Origin of the sequence: Piscinibacter sp. XHJ-5 (genome assembly GCF_029855045.1) — a bacterium.
GTDB lineage: Bacteria > Pseudomonadota > Gammaproteobacteria > Burkholderiales > Burkholderiaceae_C > Albitalea.
The window spans coordinates 1,317,534-1,341,019 of record NZ_CP123228.1; the positions used below are offsets into that span (position 1 = coordinate 1,317,534).

The window sequence follows — 23,486 nt, forward strand, 5'->3', positions numbered from 1 at the left end:
ATGGTGACTCGCGCGCCGCGGGCGCCGTCGTCGCTGACGGCTTATGTGCTGCACCGCTACGACTGGAGCGAGACCAGCCTGATCCTCGATCTGTTCACGCGCGAGCAGGGCCGCGTGGCCGCGGCCGCCAAAGGCGCCAAGCGCCCGTATTCGCAGCTGCGTCCGGTGTTGCTGCCGTTCCAGCGCCTGAACGTGGCCCTCGGCCGCGTTCCCAAGTCGGAAGCAGGCGAAGAAGCGGTCAGCGAGGTGCAGAACCTGCGCAGCGCGGAGTGGGCCGGCGGCGCCGCCATGCTCACCGGAGCGGCCCTGTTCAGCGGCTTCTACCTGAACGAGTTGCTGATGAAGCTGATGGCGCGCCACGATCCGCATCCGCTGCTGTTCGATACGTACGCGCAGACGCTGCCGTGCCTGGCCGACGCCGACGACCTGAAGGTGCAGGCCGCGCTGCGCGCTTTCGAGCTGCGCCTGCTCAAGGAGATCGGCGTGCTGCCCGACCTGAGCCTGGTCACGCTGACACAGGAGGATGTCCGCCAGGACGCCGGGTACGCCTTGTTGCCCGAAGCCGGCGTGGCGGCGCCGCGCAGCGACGAAGTGCAGGTCTGCGGCACGGTGCTCATCGGCTTGCAGGCCGCCCTCTCGCACGGCAGCGTCGCGGCGCTGCAGCAAGCCAGCGCCTCGGCGCTGCCGGAGCTGAGGACGATGCTGCGGGCGCTGCTTCACTATCATCTGGGCAGCCCCGTGCTGCGCACCCGCCAGGTGATGCTCGACGTGCAAAGCCTCGAGAGATGAACCGACCATGAATCCACTGCTCACCACCGGCCTCGACGAGAAGCGCGGAGTCACCGCGCTGTCGGTCAATCTCAACAAGGTCGCGCTGCTGCGCAACACGCGCGCGCTCGGCATCCCGAGCGTCACGCGGGCGGCGACCCTCGCCTTGCAGGCTGGCGCTCAAGGCATCACCGTCCACCCGCGTCCGGACGAGCGTCACATCCGCGCCCACGACGTGCACGAGCTGGCCGGGTTGATGAAGCAGTGGCCCCAGGCCGAGTTCAACATCGAGGGCAATCCGTTCCACAACCTGATGGACTTCGTGCGCGCGGTGCGGCCGCACCAATGCACCTTCGTGCCCGACGAAACGAGCCAGGCCACGTCGGACCACGGCTGGACGTTCCCGCAGGACGCTTCGCGCCTCGCGCCGGTGATCACCGAAGCGCGCTCGCTGGGCGTGCGCGTGAGCCTGTTCATGGACCCGCTGCCCGGCGCGATGCGGGCGGTGCGCGAGCTGGGCGCCGATCGCGTCGAGCTGTACACCGAGACCTACGCACGTGCGCACGGCACGCCGCTGCAGGCCGATGTGCTGGCCGCGTTCACTGCCACCGCGCAGGCCGCACTGCGCGAGGGACTGGAGCTGAACGCCGGGCACGACCTCAACCGCGACAACCTCGCCGACTTCCTGGCCGCGGTGCCGGGAGTGCAGGAAGTGTCGATCGGCCATGCGCTGATCGCCGATGCGCTGGAGCTGGGCCTCGCGGAGACCGTGAAGGACTACCTGCGCTGCATCCGGAAGGCCAGCGCACGATGATCCACGGCATCGGCACGGACGTCTGCGACATCCGGCGCATCGAGGCCACGCTCCAGCGGCGCGGCGACCGCTTCGCCGAGAAGGTGCTCGGTCCGAACGAGATCCATGTCTTCCGCGACCGCCGCGCCAAGGCCGAGAAGCGCGGCATCTCCTACCTGGCAACGCGCTTCTCGGCCAAGGAAGCCTTCTCCAAGGCGATCGGGCTCGGCATGCGCATGCCCATGACCTGGCGTGCCTGCGAGATCCTCAACGAGCGCAGCGGCAAGCCCGTCGTGCGCCTGCATGGCGAGCTCGCCGACTGGTTCGAGGCTCGCCGGCTCACGGCGCACGTCACGGTCAGCGACGAGTCCGAGTACGCCGCGTCCTTCGTCGTCGTCGAAAAGAACAGCACCCCCGAATGAACCACTCCCCCGTCATCCTCGACATCGCCGGCCACACGCTGAACGACGACGATCGCAGGCGCCTTCAGCATCCGCTGACCGGCGGCCTGATCTTCTTCACCCGCAACTGGCAGGACCGGCGTCAGCTCACCGAGGTGACGGCGGAAGTGAAGGCGCTGCGACCGGACGTGCTCATCACGGTCGACCACGAGGGCGGCCGCGTGCAGCGGTTCCGCACCGACGGCTTCACCCACCTGCCCGCCATGCGCAGATTCGGTGAGCTGTGGATGCAGGATGCGATGCGCGCCGTCGACGCGGCCATCTCGGCCGGCTACGTGCTCGGCGCCGAGCTGCGCGCCTGCGGCGTGGAGCTCAGCTACACGCCGGTGGTGGACCTGGACCACGAGCGCAGCGAAGTCGTCGGAGACCGCGCCTTCCATCGCGATGCGCGCGTCGTGACCGTGCTGGCACAAGGGCTGATGCTGGGCCTGATGCGATCGGGCATGGCCAATTGCGGCAAGCACTTCCCGGCCCACGGCTACGCGGTGGCCGATTCCCACGTGGCGCGCGCCGTCGATGATCGCAAGCTCGAAGAAATCCTGGCCGATGACGCGCGCCCCTACGACTGGCTGTCCTCGGCGCTCACCTGCGTGATGCCGGCGCACGTCACTTTCCCGAAGGTCGACAAGCTGCCGGCCGGCTTCTCGCCGCGCTGGCTGAAGGAGATCCTGCGCGGGCAGATGGGCTACGCCGGAGCCATCGTCTGCGACGACCTCAGCATGGAAGGCGCCCGCGTGGCCGGCAGTCCCGTGGAAGGCGGCATTGCCGCGCTGAACGCGGGTTGCGACATGGTGCTGCTGTGCAACCAGTCGAAGGTCGACGGCGGCAGGCCGGTCGACGAGCTGCTCGACGGTCTTCAGCAGGCGCTGGAGCAGGGCCGCTGGCAGGCCGACCCGCACAGCGAGGCGCGGCGGCTGGACCTGCTGCCGCAGAGTGCTCCGCTGCCGTGGGACGAGCTGATGCACCACGCCACGTACATGCAAGCCCTCGAACGTCTGCCGTGAGCCATGAAAAACGCCGCCGGGCGTGAGCCGCGGCGGCGTGGCCGGTGGGCCGCGGCTGGCGTCAGGCCTGGGGCTGCGAGCCTTGTGTGGTCTCGAACGGCAGCTTGAACTGCGTCAGGTCCTTGCGCGTCTCGACCAGCACCAGGGGGCCTTCGTCAACGGCGACGACCGGCTTCGGCTCGCGCGGCACGTGGATCGGCTTGGGCTCGCTGGCCATGGCTTCCTGGGCAGCGCGGATCTTCTCGGCATCGGAGTTGACCCACTGCAGCCCCGCTGCCTCGGCAACGGCTTGCAGCTCGTCCGTCGGCAGACGGAACGGGGCGACGACGGCCGGCGCGGGGGCCGCGGCCACGTGGACCGGCTCGATCTCCGGCGTGGCCGGCAGAGCAGGCGAAACCTCTGCACGCTGCTGCGCCTCGGCAACCGCCTCGACCGCGCCGACATCGACTTGCGCCGCGGCCGGTACCTCGAGGGATGCGACGGCAGATGCCGCCTCGACGCCGGTGGGCGTCTCGTCCTCGCGACGCTCGCGGCGATGGCGATCCCGGCCGCGGCGGCGGCGACCGCCTTCGCGCTCGCCGGTCTCCCCGGGCGGCAGGCCGTCGTCGGTTGCAGCAGCCGTGCCGCTCACCGGGGCCGCATCGGCGTCGGAGTCGACCGCCACGGCGGTGAAGGGCACTTCGGCCGCGGCCTCGACCGTGCCTTCGGGCGCTGCCGCACCGTTGCCCTGGCGTGCGTCGTCGCGATCGCGTCCGCCGCGGCCGCGACGTCGCCGGCGTCCGCCCTCGCGCCCTTCGCCGGCGCCCTCCGTGCTCTCGATGCCGGGCACCGTGTCGACGAAGGCCTGGACGGTCTCGTCGTTGGCCGCTTCGGCAGGCACCGCCGGACGGCGCTGTTCGCGCTCGGGACGTGGTCCGCGGCGGCCTTCGCCGCGCTCACCACGCGCCTCGCCGCGCTCGGCCCGCTCAGGCCGTGCTCCGCGCTCCTCGGCGGCCACCTTCGCAGTATCGGGGCTCACCCCTTCCTCGGTGCGTTCGCCGCGGCGGCCGCGGCCATCGCGACCCCCGCGCTCGCCGCGTTCGCCGCGCTCACCGCGTTCGCCGCGCTCACCGCGTTCGCCGCGCTCCGCGCGTTCGCCGCGCTCCCGGCAGGCCGCTCGCTGCGTTTCACCCGCGGTCCGCTCGCCGCGCCGGCCTTCGCGCTTGTCGCGCTCGCCGCGGCCACCGCGGCCCCGCTCGCCGCGGCCTTCGCGCCGCTCGCCCGCTTCGGACGCCGTCGCGGCCACGGACACCGGGGTCGTGACGGCCGGCGCCGGCTCGGCGGCGCCGAAGAGCTTCTTGATCCAGCCGAAGAATCCGGCACCGGCCGGCTCCACCCTTGCGGCGGCGGCCACCGGCGCCGGTGCCGGCACGACGACCGGCACGGGCTCGGCCTTGGGCGGCGCGACGGGTGCGGAGGTGTCGGGCAGGATGCCCTTGATCACCGGCTCCTGCTTGGCCTTGGCCTTTTCGCGGCGCGTGAAGCCGACTTCCTCTTCGGCCTCGTCGACCATCGTGTAGCTGGCCTGCAGGTTCTCCAGGCGCGGGTCGTCGTGGCGCAGGCGCTCCAGGCGGTAGTTCGGCGTCTCGAGGTTCTTGTTGGGCACCAGCAGCACGGTCACGCGCTGCTTCATCTCGATCTTGGTGATCTCGGTGCGCTTCTCGTTGAGCAGGAAGGAGGTGACCTCCACCGGCACCTGCACATGCACGGCGGCGGTGTTGTCCTTCATCGACTCCTCCTGGACCATGCGCAGGATCTGCAGGGCCGACGATTCGGTGTCGCGGATGTGGCCGGTGCCGTTGCAGCGCGGGCAGGTGATGTGGCTGCCTTCGCTCAAGGCCGGGCGCAGGCGCTGGCGGCTGAGCTCCAGCAGGCCGAACTTGGAGATCGAGCTGAACTGCACCCGGGCGCGGTCCTGGCGCAGCGCATCGCGCAGCCGGGTCTCGACCTCGCGGCGGTTCTTCGACTCCTCCATGTCGATGAAGTCGACGACGATGAGGCCGCCGAGGTCGCGCAGCCGCATCTGCCGCGCGATCTCGTCGGCCGCCTCGAGATTGGTGCGAGTGGCGGTTTCCTCGATGTCGCTGCCCCGGGTGGCCCGCGCCGAGTTCACGTCGACCGAGACCAGCGCCTCGGTATGGTCGATGACGATGGCGCCGCCCGATGGCAGGTTCACCGTGCGGGAGAACGCGGTCTCGATCTGGTGCTCGATCTGGAAACGGGAGAACAGCGGCGCGTCGTCGCGGTAGCGCTTGACCTTGTTCGCCGTCTCCGGCATCACATGGTTCATGAACTGCTGCGCCTGATCGAAGATGTCGTCGGTGTCGATCAGGATCTCGCCGATGTCGGCAGTGAAGTAGTCGCGGATCGCGCGAATGACCAGCGACGACTCCTGGTAGATCAGGAACGCGCCCTTGCCGCCCTTGGCCGCGCCGTCGATCGCGGTCCACAGCTTGAGCATGTAGTTCAGGTCCCACTGCAGCTCGGGTGCGCTGCGGCCGATGCCGGCGGTGCGCGCGATCAGGCTCATGCCCTTGGGGTACTCGAGCTGGTCGAGGTTTTCCTTCAGCTCCTCGCGGTCCTCGCCCTCGATGCGGCGCGACACGCCGCCGCCGCGCGGGTTGTTGGGCATGAGCACCAGGTATCGGCCGGCTAGCGACACGAAGGTGGTGAGCGCCGCGCCCTTGTTGCCGCGCTCCTCCTTCTCCACCTGCACCAGGAGCTCGTCGCCTTCCTTGATCGCGTCCTGGATGCGCGCCGAGCGCACGTCGACGCCGTCGCGGAAGTAGTTGCGCGAGATTTCCTTGAACGGCAGGAAGCCGTGGCGATCCTCGCCGTAGTCGACGAAGCAGGCCTCGAGCGAGGGCTCGACGCGAGTCACGACCGCCTTGTAGATGTTGCCCTTGCGCTGTTCGCGACCCTCGATCTCGGTCTCGAAATCGAGCAGCTTCTGGCCGTCGACGATCGCGAGGCGCCGCTCTTCCGGCTGCGTCGCGTTGATCAGCATGCGTTTCATGTGCACTCCTTTGCCGCCCCCGTTCGGGAGGCAGGCTCGTCACGTCGCCACCGATCGTTCAGCGGCGACTCATCGATGCACGAGAAACGTGGAGAACCGAAGAAGGAATCGCCCTGGACTGCCTGCCGATCGAACCGCGATCAGGCGGGCAGCGTTGGCGCGTGCGTGGCAGTGCGGGAAGCGAGGGGCGCCCGCCGCGCTGCGCCGTATCGCCGGGTGGGCGAGGGCGCAGCCGCGCGTGGGGGCCGGGTCCGCCACCCTCGGCCGGCCGCGCACGGGAAGGCTTCGCCCGGGGTCGACAGGACCGCCTGGGGCGAGCGCAGCGTGCGCGGGGACGGGAGTTTCGGGGACGGCATTCGCGTGGTCACTGGACGCGGGTGGAAGTGGCGGGGCTGAAGGCCTTGCGGCCGGCTGGTCCGTGTCTTCTGCCTGAAAACCTTGTGTCTCGGGGCTCGGGAGCCTTTGTGGTTCGTTCTACGTTTGCTCTGCCGCTTGCCGGCTGTCGGCCGCCTCGTCACTTGGGGACGGTGCCCGCCGTACGCCGAGAAGCGTTGCATCACCTTGTCGCAGGCGCGCCTTGCGCCAGCCGCCCCGTCTGCTCTGAAGTGCCCCGAGTAAACTCAGGAAAATCAATCACTTACATCGCAAACGTGGTGCAACGCATTATAGGGGGCAAACCGGCTGCGAAGACAAAGGCCGTCTCGTCCGCGGGGCGTGCGAGCGTGCCGCAGGCCACGCCGGCCGTCACCCGGCTGCGCATCGACGAGGGCGCCGACGGACAGCGCCTCGACAATTTCCTGCTGAAGCTGCTCAAGGGCGTTCCGAAGACGCACGTGTACCGAGTCATCCGCTCGGGCGAGGTGCGGGTCAACAAGGGGCGGGCCGCCGCCGACACGCGGCTGGCGATCGGCGACGAGGTGCGCGTGCCGCCGGTGCGGCTGGCCGATCGCAGCGCCGAGCCCGCGGCGCCGCCGCGCGAATTCCCGGTGGTCTACGAGGACGACCAGCTCGTCGCGGTCGACAAGCCGGCCGGCGTCGCGGTCCACGGCGGCAGCGGTGTGAGCTTCGGCGTCATCGAGCAGCTGCGACAGGCGCGGCCCCAGGCGCGCTTCCTGGAGCTGGTGCACCGGCTCGACAAGGAAACCTCGGGCTTGCTGCTGCTGGCCAAGAAGCGCTCCGCGCTGACCGCGCTCCAGGACCAGTTCCGCAGCCGCGAGACGGGCAAGACCTACGCCGCCCTGGTGCAGGGCGCGTGGCCCGCGTCGAAGAAGGTCATCGACGTGCCGCTGCACAAGTTCCTCACCGCCGAAGGCGAGCGCCGCGTGCGAACGTCCGATCCCGAGCAGGGACGCCGCTCGATCACGCTGGTGAAGGTGGCGAAGCGGTTTGCCGGCTTCACGCTGCTCGACGTCACCATCAAGACCGGCCGCACGCACCAGATCCGCGTGCACCTCGCACACGAAGGCCATCCGATCGCCGGCGACGAGAAGTATGGCGACTTCGCCCTGAACAAGGCGCTGGCGCGCGGCGAAGCGCTGCCCGGGCGCCGCTTCGACCGCATGTTCCTGCACGCCCGCCTGCTGCGATTCGAGCATCCTGCGAGCGGCGAGACAATCGAGCTCGAGGCGCCGCTTCCGTCCGATTTCCAGGCCCTGCTCGAAGTACTCCCCTCATGACCCGTCCCCGCCGGTTCGACCTCGTCGTCTTCGATTGGGACGGCACGCTGTTCGACTCCACCGCGCTGATCACGCGCTGCATCCAGGCCGCGTGCGCCGACGTCGGCGTGCCCGTGCCCAGCGACCGCGATGCGAGCTACGTCATCGGCATGGGCCTGGTCGAGGCGCTGCAGCATGCGGCCCCGGGGCTGGCGCGCGAGCGCTATCCCGAGCTCGGCAACCGCTATCGCCACCACTACTTCGCACGCCAGCACGAGGTCGTGCTGTTCGAAGGAACGCTGGCGATGCTGCAGTCGCTGAAGGCGCGCCACCACTGGCTCGGCGTGGCGACCGGCAAGTCACGGCGCGGGCTCGACGAGGCGCTTTCCAGCGTGCAGCTGAAGGGCGTGTTCGACGGCACGCGCACCGCGGACGAAACCGCCTCCAAGCCGGATCCGCGCATGCTGGTCGAGCTGATGCGCGAGTTCGGCGTCGACGCCGAGCGCACGCTGATGGTGGGCGACACGACCCACGACCTGCAGCTGGCCGCCAATGCCGGCGCCGCCAGCATCGGCGTCGGCTACGGCGCTCACGAGCCCGCGGCGTTCGAGTCCTTCGCGCCGCTGCACGTCGCGCATTCGATGACCGATCTGCACGATTGGCTTGCGCAGCATGCCTGACACGTTCGATCTGCCGCCGCAGCGGCTGTGCGGCGCGGCCGATCTGGCCGAGCGCGGGACGGCGCTGGTGTTCGACGTGCTGCATTTCCGCCAGCCCGCGCGCGCCTTCGTGCTGCGCTTCGACGGTCAGGTGGTGGCGTACCTGAACCGCTGTGTGCACGTGCCCACCGAGATGGATTGGCAGCCGGGCGAGTTCCTCGACAGCGCTCGCGAGTTCATCCTGTGCTCCATCCACGGCGCGGCCTACCTGCCGGGCAACGGCCAGTGCATCGGCGGCCCGTGCGGGCGCGGCAAGCTCACTGCGCTGAGGGTTGAGGAGCATGACGGGCAGGTGTATTGGTATCCTTCCCGCGACACCCGGCCGGCGTTCGCCGACTGACTTCCCGCCGCGCCTCGCGCCCCCCGCCTTCGAAAGCCCCCGATGAATCCGCAAGACGATCTGCCCGGTTCCGGGCCCACGCCGCCTCCGGTCAAGGCCGAGCCCAGCTTCACCGCACCGGCGGCGAACACCGCCGCGGCGGCGGCCGTCCCGCGCTCGCTGGACCACGTGATCGAGCAGTTCGCCAGCGACTACATGAAGGACAGGCGCAGCGAGCGCCGCTGGCGGGTGTTCTTCCGCATCATGTGGTTCGTGTTGCTGTTGATGCTGGTGCTGTCCTTCGTCAATGCGCGCCGCGCCGCCAACGTGCCCACCGGTCCGCACACCGCACTGATCGAAGTGCGCGGCGAGATCGCGGTCGATGCGGAGGCGAGCGCCGAGCACTTGGTCAGCGCGCTGAAGACCGCCTTCGAGGACTCGGGTGCCCAGGCCATCGTGCTGCGCATCAATTCGCCGGGCGGCAGCCCGGTGCAGGCCGGCATCATCAACGACGAGATTCGCCGGCTGAAGGCCGTGCACCGCAAGAAGGTCTATGCGGTGGTCGAGGAGATGTGCGCGTCGGGCGCGTACTACATCGCCGTCGCGGCCGACGAGATCTACACCGACAAGGCGAGCATCGTCGGATCGATCGGCGTGCTGATGGACGGCTTCGGCTTCACCGGCGCCATGGAAAAGCTCGGCATCGAGCGGCGCCTGTACACCGCCGGCGAGAACAAGGGCATGAACGACCCGTTCTCGCCCGAAAACGCCAAGCAGCGCGAGTACACGCTGGCGATGATCGACCAGATTCACAAGCAATTCATCCGCGTCGTGAAGGAGGGCCGCGGCAAGCGGCTGAAGGAAACGGCCGACACCTTCTCGGGCCTGTACTGGAACGGCGAGGAGGCGGTGAAGAACGGCCTGGCCGACAAGCTGGGCAACCTCGACTACGTGGCGCGCGAAGTCGTCAAGGCCGAGGAGATCATCGACTACACGCCGAAGGAGAACATCGCCGAGCGGCTGGTCAAGCGCTTCGGCGCGTCGATCGGCGCGGGTGCGGTGCGGGCGCTGCAGGGAAGCATCGGATTGCGCTGATGCGATCCTGATGCGCCGGCGGGTACGCTCGGCGCCATGGGTGCAACACCACTCGAGCGTGAGGTCGCCGCGGGCTGGCGCCCGTGGGCGATCGTGCCTGCGCTGTGGGTCGCGGCAACCCTGATCGCGGTCGGGCTGGACGCGGAGGTCTCGCTGACCAGCCAGGCGATGATCTACCTGCTCGCGGTCGTCGTGGCGGCGTACACGCTGAGCTGGGTGCCGGCCGTCATCTGCGCCTGCGGCAGCGTCGTCGCGCTGAACTTCCTGTTCGTCCCGCCGCGCTACACGCTGGCCGTCGAGCACCACGAGCACTTCATCGCCCTGGCGACGATGCTCGCCGTGGCGGTGCTCATCAACTCCCTCTCGTCGGCCCTGCGCCGCCAGTCCGAGGTCGCGCGGCGCAACGAACGGCGTGCGCGTCACCTGCAGGCGGTGGCGGTCGACCTGGCCGCCGCCGCGTCGGAGCCGGAGGTGGGCGCCATCGGTGAACGCGCATTGGCGGCTGCCTTTGCCGGGCCCTGCACGCTGGTCCTCGCCGATGACGACGGCGCGCCGCGCGGCGCGGCGGACGAGCATCGCGATGCGTTGCGCTGCTGCATGACCGAGGCGGCGGTGCTCGGCCCGGGAACCGCGCGATGGCCCGGGCTCGACGCGTGGTATGTGCCGCTGGGTGGCAGTGGCCGCGTCGTCGGCGCCGCGCGTGTGCTGCCGGCCGTTGCCGCGGACGTCGAATCACGGGATCACGCCCAGGCCCTGTGCGCACTGCTGGCCCAGGCGGTGTGGCGGCTGCGCCTGCAGTCGGCCATGCAGGCCGCCCGGGTGGACGCGCAACGGCAGCAGATCCAGACCACGCTGCTGGCCGCGGTCTCACACGACCTGCGCACGCCGCTGGCGACCATCGTCGGCGCGGCGTCCTCGCTGCGCTCGCAGCGCATGCGCCTGGACGAATCCGCACAGGACCGGCTGCTCGCCAGCATCGAGCACGAGGCCGACCGCCTGGCGACGCTCACCGAGAACACGCTGCAGCTGGTGCGCCTGTCCGGCGATGCGCTGACCCTCCGGCGCGACTGGGAGTCGCTGGAAGAAATCGTCGGCGCGGTGCTGGCGCGGATCCGCCAGCGCCATCCGACGCGGCCCATCGGCTCGCGTGTCCCTGCCGGGCTTCCCCTGGTGCGCGCCGACGCCGTGCTGCTGGCGCAGCTGCTGGAGAACCTGCTCGACAACGCGCTGAAGTACAGCGACGGACCGGTCGAGATCGAGATTTCGCACGATGCCCGCGAGCTGTGCGTCTGCGTGAAGGATCGCGGCCCCGGCGTCGCCCCCGAGGACGCGGCGCACCTCTTCGAGCCCTTCGTGCGCGGCGACGCCGGGCATGCGCGGCGAGGGGTCGGATTGGGCCTCGCCGTGTGCCGTGCGATCGCGCAGGCGCATGGCGCCCGGCTCGACGTCCGCCGCCGGCGCAGCGGCGGCAGCAGCTTCCGCCTCGCGCTGCCCGTGGAGAAGCAGCCCTCGCAAGGCGCGGCGACATGAGCCTCAAGGTGCTCGTCGTCGAGGACGACCGCGAGATTCGCGCGTTGATGCAATCGTCGCTCGCGGTGGAAGGCTTCGAGGTCACCACGGCGGTGTCGGTCAGCGAAGCGTCGGCGCTGCTGCGCCATGCATCGCCGGACGTCGTCGTGCTCGACCTCGGGTTGCCGGACGGCGACGGCGCGGTGCTGGTGCGCGAAGTACGGCGCACGAGTGCGATGCCGATCGTGGTCGTGTCGGCGCGGCACCAGGAAGCGCAGAAGATCGAGCTGCTCGACGCGGGCGCCGACGACTACCTCACCAAGCCGTTCAGCGTCGGCGAACTGCTCGCCCGCATCCGCGTGGCATTGCGCCACCGCGGCACCGCGCTCGCCGCCGCTTGCACGCGCCACGAGCTGGAGGATCTTCGCATCGACCTCGAGACCCGCCGCGTGGAGCGCGACGGCCGGGTGCTGCACCTCACGCCCACCGAGTTCGCGCTGCTGGCAAGGCTGGTGCGCAGCGCGGGGCGGGTCGTCACGCACCGTCAATTGCTGGGCGAGGTGTGGGGCGCGGAGTTCACGGACCACACGCACTACCTGCGCCTGTACATGGCGCAGCTGCGCGCCAAGATCGAGCGCAATCCGGCGGAGCCGCGGCATCTGCTGACCGAGACCGGCGTGGGCTATCGCCTGGCGGACGAGTAGCCGCCACCCTTATGCGTTCCTGATGCGCCCGCCCCGATAACGGCGCATGAACTCTTCCTCGGGCCGGCAAGGCCTTGCGGCGCTTACCGTGGGTGCCATCGGCGTCGTGTACGGCGACATCGGCACCAGTCCGCTCTACACGATGAAGGAGATCTTCGGCCCGGCCGGCGTGCCGCTCGATGCGCCCCACGTCGTCGGCGCGGTCTCGGTGATCTTCTGGGGACTGATGGCGATCGTGACGCTGAAATACGTGGTGCTGATCCTGCGCGCCGACAACCGCGGTGAAGGCGGCGTCATGGCGCTCACGGCGCTGGCATCGCATGCGGCCGGCACGACGGCGCGGCGCCGCCAGGTGCTCCTGCTGGCCGGCGTCTTCGGTGCCTCGCTGTTCTATGGCGACAGCGTCATCACGCCGGCCATCTCGGTGCTCGGGGCGATGGAAGGCCTCGAGGTCGTCGCCCCGGGGCTCGAGCCCTTCGTGCTGCCGATCGCCGTCGGCGTGCTGGCGGGATTGTTCCTCGTGCAACGCCGCGGCACGGGCGCGGTGGGCCGCCTGTTCGGTCCGGTGATCGCGGTGTGGTTCGCGGTGCTCGCATGGACCGGCATCGAGCAGATCGCGCAACAGCCGGCCATCCTCGCGGCGCTGAATCCGCTGCAGGCAATCGCCTTCCTGCGTTCGCAGGGCTGGGCGCTGTTCCTCGCCGTGGGCGCCATCGTGCTGGCGTTCACCGGGGCGGAAGCGCTCTACGCCGACATGGGTCACTTCGGCAAGCGGCCCATCCGCCTCGCGTGGCTGGCCATCGTGCTGCCGTCGCTGGCGCTGAACTACATGGGGCAGGGTGCGCTGCTGATGCGAGACCCTTCGGCGCTCGCCAATCCCTTCTTCCGCCTGTTTGCGCCCGCCTGGATCCTTCCGGCCGTCGTGCTGGCGACCTGTGCCGCGGTGATCGCCTCGCAGGCCGTCATTTCCGGCGCGTACTCCATGACCAGGCAGGCCATGCAGCTGGGCTTCCTGCCGCGCATGCGCATCCAGCACACCTCGGCGAAGGAGGCTGGCCAGATCTACATGCCGGAGGTGAACCGGGCGCTGCTGGTCGCCGTGCTGGCGGCCACGGTGGGCTTCGGCAGCTCGTCGGCGCTGGGGGCTGCATACGGCATCGCGGTGACGGGCACGATGCTGATCACCACGCTGCTCACCTTCTTCGTGGTGCGCCACGCCTGGGGCTATCCGTGGCTGCTGGCGGCGGCCGCCACGGCGGTGTTCCTCGGGCTCGACGTCGTGCTGGTCGCGGCCTGTTCGCTGAAGTTCTTCGACGGAGGCTGGTTTCCGCTGGTGTCCGGCGCGGCGATCTTCGTCGTGATGGCGACCTGGAAGCGGGGCCGCGAGCTGCTGATCGACAGCATCCGCAGCGAGGACCCCGAGCTGCAGGCCTTCGTGGAGGCCCTCGCCGGCGAAGACCTCCCCCGCGCGCCGCGCACCGCGGTCTATGCCGTCGCCAATCCCGACACCGTTCCGCAGGCGCTGCTGCACAACCTGAAGCACAACCGCGTGCTCCACCAGCGCAACGTGATCCTCAGCGTGGTGTTCCACGACCGGCCCTGGGTGTCGTTCGATGACCGTGTCCGGGTCACGCCGCTGGCACGCGGCTTCTGGCGGGTGTGCGTGAACTACGGCTTCAAGAACACGCCCGACATTCCGAAGGCGCTGGCGCTGTGCCGCCCGCACGGCCTGGACATCAACCTGTTCGAGACCTCCTACTTCCTCAGTCGCGAGACCGTGGTGCCCACCCGCGGAGCCGGCATGGCCCATTGGCGGGAGGCACTGTTTGCGGCGATGTCGCGCAACGCCGGCAGCGTGGCCGAATTCTTCCGCCTGCCCAACAACTGCGTGATCGAGCTCGGGACGCGGGTGCAGATCTGAGGTGCGGTCGTGCCAAGATGCTCTCACCCGACCCGTGAGAGGAAGTGCCCGCCATGCTGATCAACTGCGTCGCCTACCAGGATGGAAAGAAGCTCGCCGACATCCCGGTCGGCGACATCAGTGACTACCTGAACCGGCCGGGCTGCTTCGTCTGGGTGGCGCTGCGCGATGCCACCGAGCCCGAGCTTCTCGTCATGCAGAGAGAGTTCGCGCTCCACGACCTGGCCGTCGAGGATGCGCGGCATGGGCACCAGCGACCGAAGGTGGAGGAGTACGCCGACATGCTCTTCGCCGTGGTCCACACGGTGGAGTTCTCTGCCACCGACGAGCTGCGCGTCGGAGAGGTCAACCTCTTCGTCGGCCGCAACTTCATCCTCTCGATCCGCAACCGCAGCACGCAGCACCTGCTGGGCGTGCGGGAGCGGGCCGAACGCGAGCCGCACCTGCTGAAACACGGTTCCGGCTATGTGCTCTACGCGGTGATGGATGCGGTGGTCGACCGCTACTTTCCGATCATCGATGCGCTCGAAAGCGAGCTCGAGAACATCGAGGGCCAGATCTTCGTGCGCGGCTCGGCGCGCGCCAACATCGAGCACCTGTACCAGCTGAAGGGCCGCATCATGACCGTGCGGCATGCGGTGACGCCGCTGATGGAATCGGCCAGCAAGCTGTGGAGCGGACGCGTGCCCAGCGTCTGCGAAGGCAGCCGCGAGTACTTCCGCGACGTGTACGACCACCTGGTGCGCATCAACGGGGCGCTGGACACCTTGCGCGACACCATCGGCACGGCGATCCAGGTCAACCTGTCGATGGTGACCATCGAGGAGTCGGAGACGACCAAGCAGCTCGCCGCCTGGGCCGGCATCTTCGCGATCGCCACGGCATTCGCCGGCATCTGGGGCATGAACTTCGAGCACATGCCCGAGCTGAAATGGAAGTTCGGCTATCCGATGGCGCTGGGCACCATCGTCGTCGCCTGCAGCCTGCTGTGGCGGCGCTTCAGGCGGCTGGGGTGGCTGTAGCGAGCATCCCCTTGGTCTCGATGAAGGCGATCACCTCGTCCAGTCCCGATCGTGTCTTCAGGTTGGTCATCACGAAGGGCCGTGTGCCGCGCATGCGCCGCGTGTCGGCTTCCATCACGCCCAGGTCGGCCCCCACGTGGGGCGCGAGGTCGGTCTTGTTGATGACGAAGAGATCGCTCTTGGTGATGCCCGGGCCGCCCTTGCGCGGGATCTTCTCGCCGGCGGCGACGTCGATCACGTAAAGCGTGAGGTCCGACAGCTCGGGGCTGAAGGTGGCGGCCAGGTTGTCGCCGCCGGATTCGATGAACACGATGTCGGCGTCCGGGAACTTCTCGAGCATGCGGTCCACCGCCTCCAGGTTGATCGACGCGTCCTCGCGGATCGCGGTGTGCGGGCAGCCGCCGGTCTCGACCCCCATGATGCGTTCGGCCGGCAGCGCGCCGGCCACGGTGAGCAGGCGCTGGTCTTCCTTGGTGTAGATGTCATTGGTGACGACGACGAGGTCGTAGCGCTCGCGCATCGCCTTGCACAGCATCTCGACCAGGGTCGTCTTGCCGGAGCCGACGGGGCCGCCGACGCCGACGCGCAGCGGAGGCAGGTGCTTGGTGCGACCGGGAATGGAGTGCAGGCGGGATGTCATGGCGGGGATGTCAGGAGCGGAAGAGTCGGGAGTATTGTGTTTCGTGCTGGGCCGACAGGATGGCCAGCATCGGCGTGTGGGCCTGTCGGTCGCTGTCCGCCTGCTGCAGAGCCTGATCGACCGCGGCAGGGATGGCGGCGCTCAGCCGACCGAGGATGCGCTGGCCGGCGTTCTGTCCCAGCGGGACCGCCTTCAGCGCCGCCTGCACCAGGTTCTCGGCCCAGCCGAAGGCGAAGCACAGCAGGACCTCGCGCAGCGGCGCACCGGTGCCCGCGGCCGCCAGCGCAAATGCCGCCGGCCAGGTCGGTGCGGGGGACAGGCGTGCCAGCTCCGCGATGCGGTCATCGTCGCCGGCGCGGTTCTTCAGCCACTCGACCAGCGAGCGGCCCATCTGGTGCGTCTGCTGGCGCAGCTCGCGGGTCTCGCGCGTGTGCGTGAACCAGTCGTTCAATGCGCGGACGGCTTCGATGTCGCGGCGCTGCCAGGCGGCCGTGGCGCGCGCCACGACGGGCAGGTCGCTGCGGGCCAGGCCGAGCACGAGCTGGTCTTCCAGCCAATCGGCCGCGGCAGTCTCGTCGCGCACCAGGCCGGCTTCGACCGCCGCCTCCAGCGCTTCCGAGTAGCTGAACCCGCCGACGGGCAGGGCGGGCGAGGCCAGCCACATGAGCTGCAGCAGCGACGCCGCGGACAGCGGCCGCGGCGGCTTCACGACACGCGGCATGGCTCAGTGGTCGTGCTGGCAGCCGGGACCGTGCACATGGCCGTGATCGTGTCCATGCCCATCCTCCGGGTCATGACGGTCATCGGCGCCGTGCGCGTGGTCCGCATGCCCCGCGTACGCCCCGCCCTCCGGCTCGAAGGGCGCCGATTCCTCGGTGACGACGAGGTGCATGTGGCGCAGCATGTCGGCCAGCACGGAATCGGGCTCGAGCTGCAGGCGGTCGGGCTTGAGCTCGAGCTGCACGTGGCGGTTGCCCAGGTGATAGGCGGCGCGCAGCAGGTCGAACGAGGGGCCGTGCCCGTCGCGGGGGCGCACCACCATCACCGCCTGCGGCGTCGCGCTCACGCGGACGAGAGAGCCGTCCTCGGCGACCAGCACGTCGCCGCCGCGCACCACGGTCCCGCGGGGCAGGAACACGCCCAGGCGGCGCTGCTGCGAGTCCTCGGCATCGAAGCGGCTCTTCTGGCGCGTGTCCCAGTCGAGCACGACGGAAGCGGCGCGCTTGAGCAGCGCCGGCGCGAGGCCGCGCCCTTGGGGAATCAGTTTGTTGACGGTCAGCATGGGAAAAAGCGGGCGAGGGTGCGAAGACAGGAAGTCTGGCATGGGTCGGCACCGATGCAGTCACGAGGAGCGAGCTTGATGCGGATCAGCCTCGAATGAGAATCATTGCTGTTAATATTCGACGACGCCACTTCCCGAGACACCCATGACCCGACTTCGCCACTCCCTCGGCCTGGCCGTCGCGCTGCTCGGCGCTGCCGCCGGCGCCCAAGCGGAGCAGACGCTGAACATCTACTCGGCGCGTCACTACCAGACCGACGAGGCGCTCTACGCCAACTTCACCAAGCAGACCGGCATCAAGATCAACCGGCTCGACGGCAAGGAAGAAGAGCTGGTCGAGCGGATCAAGAACGAAGGCGCCAGCAGCCCGGCCGACATCCTCATCACCGTCGACGCCGCGCGCCTGGAGATCGCCGACAAGGCGGGCCTGTTCCAGCCGCTGTCGTCCAAGCTGATCGAGGCGCGCATTCCGCCGTCGCTGCGCACGCCCACCTGGGCCGCGTTCTCCACTCGCGCGCGGGTCATCGCCTACAACAAGGCCGCCGTCAACAGCGACTGGGTGCAGACCTACGAGGACCTCGCGAATCCGCGGCTCAAGGGACAGATCTGCGTGCGCTCCGGCTCGCATCCGTACAACCTCTCGCTGGGCGCGGCGGTCATCGCCCACAACGGCGAGGCGAAGGCGGAGGATTGGGCCAAGGGCGTGGTCGCCAACTTCGCGCGCGCGCCCAAGGGCGGGGACACCGACCAGCTCAAGGCGGTGGCTGCCGGCGAGTGCGGCGTGGCCATCTCGAACAGCTACTACCTGGCGCGCCTCATGCGCTCGACCAAGCCCGAGGACCAGGACGTGATGAAGAAGCTGTCGGTCGTCTGGCCCAACCAGAAGACCTGGGGCACGCACGTCAACGTGTCTGGCGCCGGCATCGTGAAGACGGCGCCCAACAAGGAGGCCGCCGTCAAGTTCCTCGAGTACCTCGCGAGCGACGAGGCACAGGCCTACTTCGCCAACGGCAACAACGAATGGCCGGTCGTGAAGACCGCCAAGATCGCCAACCCGGCGCTCGAGACGCTCGGCGACTTCAAGGCCGACACGCTGCCGATCGGCCAGCTCGCGGCGACCACGGTGCAAGCGCAGAAGGTGTACGACCGCGCCGGCTGGAGGTGACCATCGAGGCGGCGCAGCCGGCGACGACCGGCCGCCGCGGATCCGGCTTCGCCGGTCGGGGCGGTGCCCGCTTGAGGGGGAGCGCCGAAGGCGCTCCGGGTGAGCCGCTCAGTTCCGCTCCTTGGCGATCTGGCGGCACAGCACGATCATCGGCAGCAATCCGACGGCCACGATGCAGACCGCGGCCGTCGACGCTTCGGCGAGGCGTTCGTCCGAGGCCAGCGTGTAGGCCTGCGTCGCCAGGGTGTCGAAGTTGAACGGCCGCACCACCAGGGTCGCCGGCAGCTCCTTCATGACGTCGATGAACACCAGCAGGCCGGCCGTCAGCAGGCCGCGCCGCAGCAGCGGCAGGTGCACGCGCTGGAGGGTCTGCGGCGGCGTCAGGCCGAGGCTGCGGGCTGCGTCGTCCATGTGCGGGGTCACGCGGTGCAGCGACGAATCCACGGTCTGCAGCGCAGCGGTGAGAAAGCGGACCAGGTAGGCATACACCAGCGCGCTGACGCCGCCGGTGAGCAGCAGCCCGGTGCTCCAGCCCAGATGCTCGCGCAGCCACAGCGCCAGCGCGTTGTCCATTTGCGCGAGGGGAATCAGCAGCCCCACCGCGATCACCGAGCCGGGCAGTGCATAGCCCATGCCGGCCGCGGCGTGTGCGATGCGGGTCAGCGGCCGTGGATCGAGCCGCCGCGCATACGCCACCAGCAGCGCGAGCAGCACGGCAAGCAGCGCCGTCAGGGCCGACACCGAGAAGCTGTTGCGCGCGAGCTCGACGAAGCGGGGGCCGAACTGGGCGTCGCCTTCGTTGATCGCCATGCGCAGCAGTACCGCGCCGGGCACGACGAAGCCGATCAGCAGCGGCAGCAGGCAGCCGGCGATCGCCAGCATGGCCCGCGCGCCCCGCAGCGGCGTGCCGCGCGGCACATGTCGCCGCATCCCCGGACTGTGGAAACGCGCACGCCCGCGCGATGCGCGCTCGAGGGCCAGCACGAGCACGACGAAGCCCAGCAGGCACATCGACAGCTGCGCGGCTGCCACGCGGTCGCCGAGCGAGAACCAGGCGCGGTAGATGCCGGTGGTGAAGGTCTGCACCGCGAAGTACGACACCGTGCCGTAGTCGGCCAGCGTCTCCATCAGCGCCAGCGTCACGCCGCCGATGATCGCGGGCCGCGCCATCGGCAAGGTCACGCGCACGAAGCTCTGCCACGGCGTGAGGCCCAGCGAGCGGCTGGCTTCCAGCATGCCGGCGCCGCGTTCGAGCAGTGCGGCGCGCGTCAGCATGTAGACGTAGGGGTAGAGCACGCCGGCGAACATCAGCATGGCGCCGCCGGTGGTGCGCACGTCGGGGAACCAGTAGTCGGCGCGCGACCAGCCGAAAGCCGCACGCAGCCCGCCCTGCACCGGACCGGCGAACTGCAGCAGGTCCGTGTAGGCGTAGGCCATCACGTAGGCCGGCATCGCCAGCGGCAGCACCAGGGCCCATTCGAACGTGGAGCGCAGCGGGAATTCGAAATGCGTGACCAGCCATGCCGCGCCGACACCGAGCATCGCCGCGCCCACGCCGACGCCCAGGCACAGCCACAGCGTCGTGATGACGTAGTCGGGCAGCACGGTGGACGCGAGATGCGACCAGGTGCCCGCGGTGCCGCCGCTGAAGACATTGCTGCCCACCGACAGCACCGGGGCGGCCACCAGCAGCGCCGCCAGCACCGCCAGCCCCGTGAGCCAGCGCGGCTGGGGCCGGATCGCGGCGGTCGGTTCGGGGGGCGGGGCGGTGGCGATGAGCGTCATGGCGCGAGGCGCTCGAGCGAAGCACGAATGAGAGTCGTTCGCGGACAGTGTAAGGTGGGGGCTTTCACGCGCCCGACATGACGACCCACGCCGCGCCGGTCCTTCGCCTCGACGGCATCCAACACCGCTACGGCCCGCGCAGCACCGTCGACAGCCTCAGCCTGTCGCTCGAAGCGGGCACGATCTGCTGCCTGCTCGGTCCTTCGGGTTGCGGCAAGACCACGGTGCTGCGCTGCATCGGCGGCTTCGAGCGTGTCGCCGACGGCCAGATCCGCATCGACGGTGCCCTGGTGAGCAGCCGCCAGGTGCATGTGCCGCCGGAGCAGCGGCGCATCGGCATGGTGTTCCAGGACTACGCGCTGTTCCCGCACCTGGACGTCGCCCGCAACGTGGGCTTCGGGCTGCGCGGCGCCACCAGCGACGGCGAGCGCGTGCGGCAGCTGCTCGACACCGTGGGCCTGGCGTCGGCGGCGCACCGCTATCCGCACGAGCTGTCGGGCGGACAGCAGCAACGCGTCGCGCTGGCTCGCGCGCTGGCGCCGCGGCCGCGGCTGCTGCTGCTCGACGAGCCGTTCTCCAACCTCGACGTCGAGCTGCGCGAGCAACTGGCCGCCGAGGTGCGCTCCATCCTCAAGCAGAGCGGGACGACGGCGGTTTTCGTCACCCATGACCAGCACGAGGCCTTCGCGATTGCCGACGAGATCGCCGTGATGGCCGAAGGCCGCATCCAGCAGATCGATACCGCCTACAACCTGTACCACCGCCCGGGCAACCGCTTCGTCGCCGACTTCATCGGGCAGGGAGTGTTCGTCGACGGCACGGTGCTGGCACCCAACCGCCTGCGCATCGAGATCGGCGAAGTGTTGCGCGACGAGGCGATCCGCTTCGCACACGACGCCTCCCCGGTCGCGCCCGGAAGCCGCATCGACCTGCTGCTGCGGCCCGACGACGTGGTGCACGACGATGCGAGCCCCGTGCGCGCGAAGGTGCTGCACAAGGCGTTCCGCGGCGCGGAGATCCTGTACACGCTCGAGCTCGACAGCGGCGCGCGGGTGCTGTCGATGGTGCCTTCGCACCACAATCACCTGATCAACGAAGCGATCGGGATCCGGCTGGAGCTGGATCACATGATCGCGTTTCCGAAGGCCTAGTGCGCGCGGGTGTCAGTCCGCCAGCGGCAGGTACCGAACCGCCAGCACCCCCTCGATCGCCTGGATGTCGCTCAGCACGTTGGCCGAAATGGGACTGTCCACATCGACCAGCGTGTAGGCCACGTCGCCGCGCGACTTGTTGACCATGTTGTGGATGTTGAGGCCGGCGCGTGCCATCGCGGTGGAGATCTGGCCGACCATGTTGGGCACGTTCGCATTGGCGATGGCCACGCGGTAGGCCGACTCGCGCGCCATGGCCACCGACGGGAAGTTGACCGCGTTGGCCACGTTGCCGTGCTCGAGGTAGTCGCGCAGCTGGTCGACCACCATCAGGGCGCAGTTCTCCTCCGCCTCGCGCGTGGACGCGCCCAGGTGCGGCAGCGCGATGACACGCTCGTGCCGCACGATGGCCGGGCTGGGGAAGTCGCAGACGTACCAGCCGAGGTGCCGCCGGTCCAGCGCCGACAGCACGGCCGCATCGTCGACCACGCCGTCGCGCGAGAAGTTGAGCAGCACGGTGCCGGGCCGCGTCAGGCCGATGTTGTCGGCATTGACCAGGTGGCGGGTGGCGTCGACCAGCGGCACATGCAGGCTGACGAAGTTGGCGCTGCGCAGCACCTCGGACACGCTGAGCGCCTTCTTCACCTGCGCCGGCAGGCTCCACGCCGCATCGACGGTGATCTCGGGATCGTGGCCGAGCACGTTCATGCCGAGCTTGATGGCCGCGTCGGCCACCAGGCAGCCGACCTTGCCGAGGCCGACGACGCCCAGCGTCTGGCCGGCCAGCTCGTAGCCGGCGAAGGCTTTCTTGCCTTCCTCGACGGCGCGGTCCATGTCGGGGTCGGCGCTGTCCAGGCCGCCGACGAAGCGCAGCGCCTGTGGCACGTTGCGTGCCGCCAGCAGCATGCCGGTGAGCACCAGCTCCTTCACCGCGTTGGCGTTCGCGCCGGGTGCGTTGAACACCGGGACGCCGCGCTGGCTCATCGCCTTGACCGGGATGTTGTTCGTGCCCGCGCCGGCGCGAGCGATGGCGCTGACGCTGCCCGGGATGTCCATCGCATGCAGGTCGGCCGAGCGCACCAGCACCGCGTCGGGATGCGGCACGTCCTTGCCCACGGTGTAGCGCTCGGACGGCAGCCGCTTGAGGCCGTTCGGCGAGATCTGGTTCAGCACCAGCACGTTGAAATGCGACAGCCGATCCATTGCGCCTCCCTGGCCTTGGTTCATCCTTGATTCTTCTCGAACTCCTTCATGTAGGCGACGAGTGCTTTCACTCCCTCGATCGGCATCGCGTTGTAGATCGACGCCCGAACGCCGCCCACCGAGCGGTGGCCCTTGAGCTGCACCATGCCGCGCGCCTCAGCGCCCTTCAGGAAGGAGTCGGTCAGCGCGTCGTCGCGCAGCTTGAAGGGGACGTTCATCAGCGAACGGTCGTCCCTGGCCACCGGGCAGACGTAGAAGGAGGTGGTCTCGAGGTAGTCGTACAGCACCGCGGCCTTGTCGCGGTTGTGCCGCTCCATCGCCGCCAGGCCGCCCTGGCGCTTGATCCAGTTGAAGGTGAGCCCGGCGATGTAGATGGCGAAGGTGGGCGGCGTGTTGAGCATGGAGTCGTTGTCGGCCTGCTGCTTCAGGTCGAACGCCGACGGCGTGATCGGCAGCGCCTGGCCGATCAGGTCGTCGCGCACGATGACCAGCGTGAGGCCCGACGGTCCCATGTTCTTCTGCGCGCCGGCGTAGATGAGGCCGTAGCGGCTGACGTCGATCGGACGCGACATGATGTTCGACGACATGTCGGACACCAGGGGCACGTCGCCGGTGTCGGGCGTCCAGTGGTATTCCACGCCGCCGATGGTCTCGTTGGAGCAGATGTGCACGTAGGCAGCATTGGGGTCGAGCTTCCAGTCGGCCTGCTTGGGCACCGAGGTGAAGCCGTCCGCCTCCGAGCTGGCCGCCACGTTGACGGCGGCGTACTTCCTGGCTTCCTTGATCGACTTCTTGGACCACTCGCCGGTGTTGACGTAGTCGGCGCTGGTCCTGCCGCGCAGCAGGTTCATCGGCACGAAGGCGTTCTGCCCGATCGCGCCGCCCTGCAGGAAGAGCACCTTGTAATTGGAAGGAATCGCGAGCAGCTCGCGCGCCAGCTTCTCGGCCTCCGCGTGGATCGCGATGAACTCCTTGCCGCGGTGGCTCATCTCCATCACCGACATGCCCGATCCGTGCCAATCGAGCATCTCGGCGGCGGCCTGCCGCAGCACCTCCTCGGGCAGGGCAGCCGGTCCGGCGCTGAAGTTGAAAACGCGGGTCATCGAAGGTTCTCCGTGGATCGGTATGGGAATGGCGCAGCATACCGAAGCGCGCGGAGTGGGTGTCAGACCGCGTTGGCATCGCCCGCCGTCGCAGCAGCGCGCCTACCTCGGCGTCGCGCCGCACCCGAAGCG

General features: G+C 69.4%; 21 protein-coding genes. 14 read left to right on the forward strand and 7 right to left on the reverse strand.

Features of this window, described 5'->3' with window-relative positions:
* From recO to nagZ, 4 genes are read left to right on the forward strand one after another with little or no spacing between them, the layout of a single operon-like run.
* Entirely contained in the window at positions 1 to 789 is a 789-nt protein-coding gene (gene recO / locus P7V53_RS06295; protein ID WP_280154626.1) for a DNA repair protein RecO, read from the forward strand.
* A 7-nt stretch (positions 790 to 796) separates the two neighbouring features.
* On the forward strand, positions 797 to 1,582 hold the full coding sequence (locus P7V53_RS06300) for a pyridoxine 5'-phosphate synthase (RefSeq protein WP_280154627.1): 786 nt from the start codon (positions 797 to 799) through the stop codon (positions 1,580 to 1,582).
* Positions 1,579 to 1,983 (forward strand): holo-ACP synthase, encoded by a 405-nt coding sequence (gene acpS, locus P7V53_RS06305; RefSeq protein WP_280154628.1) that lies wholly within the window; start codon positions 1,579 to 1,581, stop codon positions 1,981 to 1,983. Before P7V53_RS06300 ends, acpS begins: the two co-directional genes overlap by 4 nt.
* Positions 1,980 to 3,026, forward strand: a complete 1,047-nt coding sequence (gene nagZ / locus P7V53_RS06310; RefSeq protein WP_280154629.1) for a beta-N-acetylhexosaminidase — start codon at positions 1,980 to 1,982, stop codon at positions 3,024 to 3,026. The genes acpS and nagZ overlap by 4 nt, the downstream gene beginning before the upstream one ends.
* 61 nt (positions 3,027 to 3,087) lie before the next feature.
* Here nagZ and P7V53_RS06315 read toward each other — a convergent pair whose 3' ends face one another.
* Positions 3,088 to 6,081, reverse strand: coding sequence for an Rne/Rng family ribonuclease (locus P7V53_RS06315; protein WP_280154630.1), 2,994 nt, complete (start codon positions 6,079 to 6,081; stop codon positions 3,088 to 3,090).
* A gap of 722 nt (positions 6,082 to 6,803) precedes the next feature.
* Between P7V53_RS06315 and P7V53_RS06320 the strand changes: the two genes are divergently transcribed.
* The 8 genes from P7V53_RS06320 to corA are packed head-to-tail and all read left to right on the forward strand — an operon-like array spanning position 6,804 to position 15,025.
* On the forward strand, positions 6,804 to 7,757 hold the full coding sequence (locus P7V53_RS06320; RefSeq protein ID WP_280154631.1) for an RluA family pseudouridine synthase: 954 nt from the start codon (positions 6,804 to 6,806) through the stop codon (positions 7,755 to 7,757).
* The gene (locus P7V53_RS06325) at positions 7,754 to 8,416 is read left to right on the forward strand and encodes an HAD-IA family hydrolase (protein WP_280154632.1); all 663 of its coding nucleotides are present in this window, start codon (positions 7,754 to 7,756) and stop codon (positions 8,414 to 8,416) included. The genes P7V53_RS06320 and P7V53_RS06325 overlap by 4 nt, the downstream gene beginning before the upstream one ends.
* Positions 8,409 to 8,795, forward strand: a complete 387-nt coding sequence (locus P7V53_RS06330) for a Rieske 2Fe-2S domain-containing protein (RefSeq protein WP_280154633.1) — start codon at positions 8,409 to 8,411, stop codon at positions 8,793 to 8,795. Before P7V53_RS06325 ends, P7V53_RS06330 begins: the two co-directional genes overlap by 8 nt.
* Before the next feature lie 42 nt (positions 8,796 to 8,837).
* The gene (locus tag P7V53_RS06335; RefSeq protein WP_280154634.1) at positions 8,838 to 9,869 is read left to right on the forward strand and encodes a S49 family peptidase; all 1,032 of its coding nucleotides are present in this window, start codon (positions 8,838 to 8,840) and stop codon (positions 9,867 to 9,869) included.
* A gap of 36 nt (positions 9,870 to 9,905) precedes the next feature.
* The gene (locus P7V53_RS06340) at positions 9,906 to 11,399 is read left to right on the forward strand and encodes an ATP-binding protein (RefSeq protein WP_280154635.1); all 1,494 of its coding nucleotides are present in this window, start codon (positions 9,906 to 9,908) and stop codon (positions 11,397 to 11,399) included.
* A complete protein-coding gene (locus tag P7V53_RS06345) occupies positions 11,396 to 12,082 on the forward strand; it encodes a response regulator (RefSeq protein ID WP_280154636.1) in 687 nt (228 codons plus the stop codon). Before P7V53_RS06340 ends, P7V53_RS06345 begins: the two co-directional genes overlap by 4 nt.
* A gap of 46 nt (positions 12,083 to 12,128) precedes the next feature.
* Positions 12,129 to 14,003 (forward strand): potassium transporter Kup, encoded by a 1,875-nt coding sequence (locus P7V53_RS06350; protein WP_280154637.1) that lies wholly within the window; start codon positions 12,129 to 12,131, stop codon positions 14,001 to 14,003.
* Positions 14,004 to 14,056: 53 nt separating this feature from the next.
* A complete protein-coding gene (gene corA / locus P7V53_RS06355; RefSeq protein WP_280154638.1) occupies positions 14,057 to 15,025 on the forward strand; it encodes a magnesium/cobalt transporter CorA in 969 nt (322 codons plus the stop codon).
* On the opposite strand, the gene ureG is transcribed toward corA, so the two are convergent.
* Genes ureG through ureE form a run of 3 tightly spaced genes read right to left on the reverse strand, consistent with a single transcriptional unit; the run spans position 15,003 to position 16,947 of the window.
* Positions 15,003 to 15,665 carry an urease accessory protein UreG gene (gene ureG / locus P7V53_RS06360; protein ID WP_280154639.1) on the reverse strand — a complete coding sequence of 221 codons (663 nt, stop codon included), beginning with the start codon at positions 15,663 to 15,665 and terminating at the stop codon, positions 15,003 to 15,005. The two genes, corA and ureG, sit on opposite strands and share 23 nt — an antisense overlap.
* Positions 15,666 to 15,675: 10 nt before the next feature.
* Positions 15,676 to 16,386 carry an urease accessory protein UreF gene (locus P7V53_RS06365; protein WP_280154640.1) on the reverse strand — a complete coding sequence of 237 codons (711 nt, stop codon included), beginning with the start codon at positions 16,384 to 16,386 and terminating at the stop codon, positions 15,676 to 15,678.
* A 3-nt stretch (positions 16,387 to 16,389) separates the two neighbouring features.
* Positions 16,390 to 16,947: an urease accessory protein UreE gene (gene ureE, locus P7V53_RS06370; RefSeq protein WP_280154641.1), complete on the reverse strand. Its 558-nt coding sequence runs from the start codon at positions 16,945 to 16,947 to the stop codon at positions 16,390 to 16,392.
* 145 nt (positions 16,948 to 17,092) lie between these two features.
* Between ureE and P7V53_RS06375 the strand changes: the two genes are divergently transcribed.
* Positions 17,093 to 18,112, forward strand: a complete 1,020-nt coding sequence (locus P7V53_RS06375; protein WP_280154642.1) for an extracellular solute-binding protein — start codon at positions 17,093 to 17,095, stop codon at positions 18,110 to 18,112.
* A 108-nt stretch (positions 18,113 to 18,220) separates the two neighbouring features.
* On the opposite strand, the gene P7V53_RS06380 is transcribed toward P7V53_RS06375, so the two are convergent.
* A complete protein-coding gene (locus P7V53_RS06380) occupies positions 18,221 to 19,897 on the reverse strand; it encodes an iron ABC transporter permease (protein ID WP_280154643.1) in 1,677 nt (558 codons plus the stop codon).
* Positions 19,898 to 19,974: 77 nt separating this feature from the next.
* Here P7V53_RS06380 and P7V53_RS06385 point away from each other — a divergent pair, with 77 nt between their 5' ends.
* Positions 19,975 to 21,048: an ABC transporter ATP-binding protein gene (locus P7V53_RS06385; protein WP_280154644.1), complete on the forward strand. Its 1,074-nt coding sequence runs from the start codon at positions 19,975 to 19,977 to the stop codon at positions 21,046 to 21,048.
* A 12-nt stretch (positions 21,049 to 21,060) separates the two neighbouring features.
* On the opposite strand, the gene P7V53_RS06390 is transcribed toward P7V53_RS06385, so the two are convergent.
* Both P7V53_RS06390 and serC read right to left on the reverse strand, forming a co-directional pair.
* Positions 21,061 to 22,251 (reverse strand): phosphoglycerate dehydrogenase, encoded by a 1,191-nt coding sequence (locus tag P7V53_RS06390; protein WP_280154645.1) that lies wholly within the window; start codon positions 22,249 to 22,251, stop codon positions 21,061 to 21,063.
* Between the two features lie 20 nt (positions 22,252 to 22,271).
* Entirely contained in the window at positions 22,272 to 23,354 is a 1,083-nt protein-coding gene (gene serC, locus P7V53_RS06395; RefSeq protein WP_280154646.1) for a 3-phosphoserine/phosphohydroxythreonine transaminase, read from the reverse strand.
* Positions 23,355 to 23,486: the final 132 nt, after the last annotated feature.